The sequence below is a fragment of the Acidovorax sp. HMWF029 genome, assembly GCF_003060895.1.
In the GTDB taxonomy this organism is placed as follows: Bacteria; Pseudomonadota; Gammaproteobacteria; order Burkholderiales; family Burkholderiaceae_C; genus Acidovorax.
Genome location: NZ_QAIH01000278.1, coordinates 8,813 through 11,449 on the forward strand (window position 1 = coordinate 8,813; position 2,637 = coordinate 11,449).

At 65.2% G+C, this 2,637-nt stretch carries 3 protein-coding genes; 2 read left to right on the top strand and 1 reads right to left on the bottom strand.

The genetic code is table 11. From position 1 onward, the window contains the following. Both DBR12_RS19485 and DBR12_RS19490 read left to right on the top strand, forming a co-directional pair. The coding region (locus DBR12_RS19485) for a dienelactone hydrolase family protein (protein ID WP_233244920.1) at window positions 1-723 on the top strand (723 nt) is incomplete at its 5' end. 143 nt (window positions 724-866) lie between these two features. Continuing rightward, the gene (locus tag DBR12_RS19490; RefSeq protein WP_108618747.1) at window positions 867-1,694 is read left to right on the top strand and encodes a ZIP family metal transporter; all 828 of its coding nucleotides are present in this window, start codon (window positions 867-869) and stop codon (window positions 1,692-1,694) included. A gap of 161 nt (window positions 1,695-1,855) precedes the next feature. On the opposite strand, the gene DBR12_RS19495 is transcribed toward DBR12_RS19490, so the two are convergent. After that, a complete protein-coding gene (locus tag DBR12_RS19495; protein ID WP_108618748.1) occupies window positions 1,856-2,605 on the bottom strand; it encodes a LytTR family DNA-binding domain-containing protein in 750 nt (249 codons plus the stop codon). Window positions 2,606-2,637: the final 32 nt, after the last annotated feature.

Here is a 2,637-nt window from a genome sequence, read left to right on the forward strand (position 1 = left end):
GCAGGCGAGGTGAGCTTCACCGTCAATGGCTTCAAAGTGCCTGCCTACCGCGCGGCACCGGCCGGCAAGACGGGTCTGCCTGTGGTGCTGGTGATCCAGGAGATTTTTGGCGTGCACGAATACATTGCCGACACGTGCCGCCGCTTCGCCAAGGCGGGTTATCTCGCCATTGCTCCCCAGTTGTACGCGCGCCAAGGCGACCCTTCCCAGTACACCGAAATCGCCAAGCTCATGGCTGAGGTGGTCTCCAAGGTGCCTGACGCCCAGGTGATGGCCGACCTGGACGGCGCTGTGCAGTGGGCTGCAGCCAACGGTGGCGACGCAGCGCGTGTGGGCATCACCGGCTTTTGCTGGGGAGGGCGGATCACATGGCTGTATGCCGCGCATGGCCCCGTCAAGGCAGGTGTGGCATGGTATGGCCGTCTGGTGGGCCAGGCGAGCGAATACACGCCCAAGCATCCTGTGGACATTGCCCCCATCCTCAAGGCACCCGTGTTGGGCCTGTATGGCGAAAAAGACACCGGCATACCCCTTGACACGGTTGATAAGATGAAGGCTGCCTTGGTCAGCGGCTCGCCGCAGGCCAAGGCATCGGAATTTGTGGTGTACCCCGATGCGCCCCACGCCTTCCATGCCGACTACCGGGCGAGCTATCGCAAGGAGGCGGCCGAGGATGGCTGGAAGCGTGCGCTGGCCTGGTTCAAGGCACAGGGCGTGGTTTGACCCCACCCGTGTGACCGTATTCGGCCCTGAGTCGGTTGGCCGATTGCAGCCGCCCCTGTCGAGGGCGGCTTTTTTATCGCGATTTGGGTGTGGTTTCTGAAAGAAAATAGGCCTTGCCGCCTGTCTATAAAGCGCAAACAGCTATGACTTTGATAGCAATTATTTTGGCCACACTGGCCGCAGGCATTGGCAGCGTGTGGCTGGCCGCACTGCTCATGCGGTTGGGCCTGGGCGGGCGGGCCGACAGCGTGGGCCCGCAGCACCTGCTCAGTCTGGCAGCGGGAGCCCTGCTGGCCACGGCCTTCATGCACCTGCTGCCCGAGGCGTTCGAGAGCCAGGCTGGCGCGCACGACCTGTTTGCCACCCTGCTCGTGGGCGTGGTGTTCTTCTTCCTGCTTGACAAGGCCGAGCTGTGGCACCACGGGCATGAGCACAGCCACCCTGCTCCCGCCCCGCATGGCCATGGCGCGCATGACCATGCCCACCACGACCATGGTCATGCACACCACCATGGCCCGCGCGCGGGCGGCTGGGCTGTGTTGACCGGCGACAGCGTGCATTGTTTTGGTGACGGCATCCTGATCGCCTCGGCCTTTCTGGCCGACATCCGCCTGGGGGTGATCGCCGCCGTGTCGGTGCTGGCGCACGAGGTGCCGCACCATATGGGCGACCTGGTGGTGCTGCGCCAGACCAGCCCCAACCGGCGCATGGCGCTGGTCAAGGTGTCGTTGGCCGGTGCTGTGACGGCGCTGGGCGGGGTGGTTGGCTACTTCCTGGTGGGGAATTTGCAGGAATTCTTGCCCTACTTCCTGGCCGTGGCGTCGAGCAGCTTTGTGTATGTGGCGCTGGCCGACCTGATCCCCCAACTGCAAAAGCGCCTCACGGCGCGCGAGACCATTGCGCAGATTGCCTGGCTAATTGCGGGCATGGTGATCGTCACGCTGGTGAGCGGCGCGGCACACGCGCATTGATGCCACGGGTGGGCACCGGTGGGTGCCAGCCGGGCAGGGTGCCGCCTTTTTCAGATGGGGAGGCCCCGAGCGACCGCCCCAGCAAGACTGGGTTGATTGCTATATTATTTATAGCATGCTTCTGTTGATGGTCGCGCGCAGAGGGCTAAAAAGTCTCCAATTTACCGCGCCAACTCTTCGCGCACAGCCGCCACCTGCCTGCGTGATACCGCTAGCAGTTCGGTGGACCCCTGCAGGCGCACGGCCCAGCCTTCGCCCTCTTCGGGGTCGTAGTGCTTCTCCAGCGCCCGTACCGCGCGGCGGGCCACCAGGGCGTTGCGGTGGATGCGCATGAAACGCGGGGCGAACTTGGCTTCGATCTCGCTGAGCGAGCCGTCCATGATGTAGCTGCGGGTGGGGGTGCGCACCGTCACGTACTTCTGCTCGGCCTTGAAGTAGAGCACCTCGGCCAGGGGCAGGCGCTCGGTGCGGCCCCGGTCCTGGATCAGCAGGGTTTCGCCCTCGGGCACACTGGGTGCGGTGGTGGGTGCCGGGGGGCGGGCATTGCGCTGCGCTTTGGCCAGCGCCTGCTGCAGGCGCTCGCGGCGCACGGGTTTGGTGAGGTAGTCCACCGCGTCCAGTTCAAACGCGCTCACCGCGTGGTCGGCATGGGCCGTGACGAACACCACCGCCGGGGGGTGGGGCAGAGTTTGCAGTGCATGGGCCAGCGACAGGCCATCCTGCCCTGGCATGTGAATATCCAGCAGCACGAGGTCGAACGCGCGACCGCCCGTGACGCCAAGCTGCGCCAGCGCCTCTCCTGCGTTGGCAGCCTCGACCACGGTGAGGCGCGGCGTGTCTGCACAGTCGGACAGCAAGGTGCGCAGGCGGCTTCGGGCCAGGGCTTCGTCGTCAACGATGAGGATGTTCATGGGCGGTCAACGGGTGGGTGGTCATCCAGGGG

Bases quoted from the DNA above. Each gene is read 5' to 3' on its own strand.
- DBR12_RS19490 (WP_108618747.1), top strand. From the start codon at position 867: ATGACTTTGATAGCAATTATTTTGGCCACACTGGCCGCAGGCATTGGC.
- DBR12_RS19495 (WP_108618748.1), bottom strand. From the start codon at position 2,605: ATGAACATCCTCATCGTTGACGACGAAGCCCTGGCCCGAAGCCGCCTG.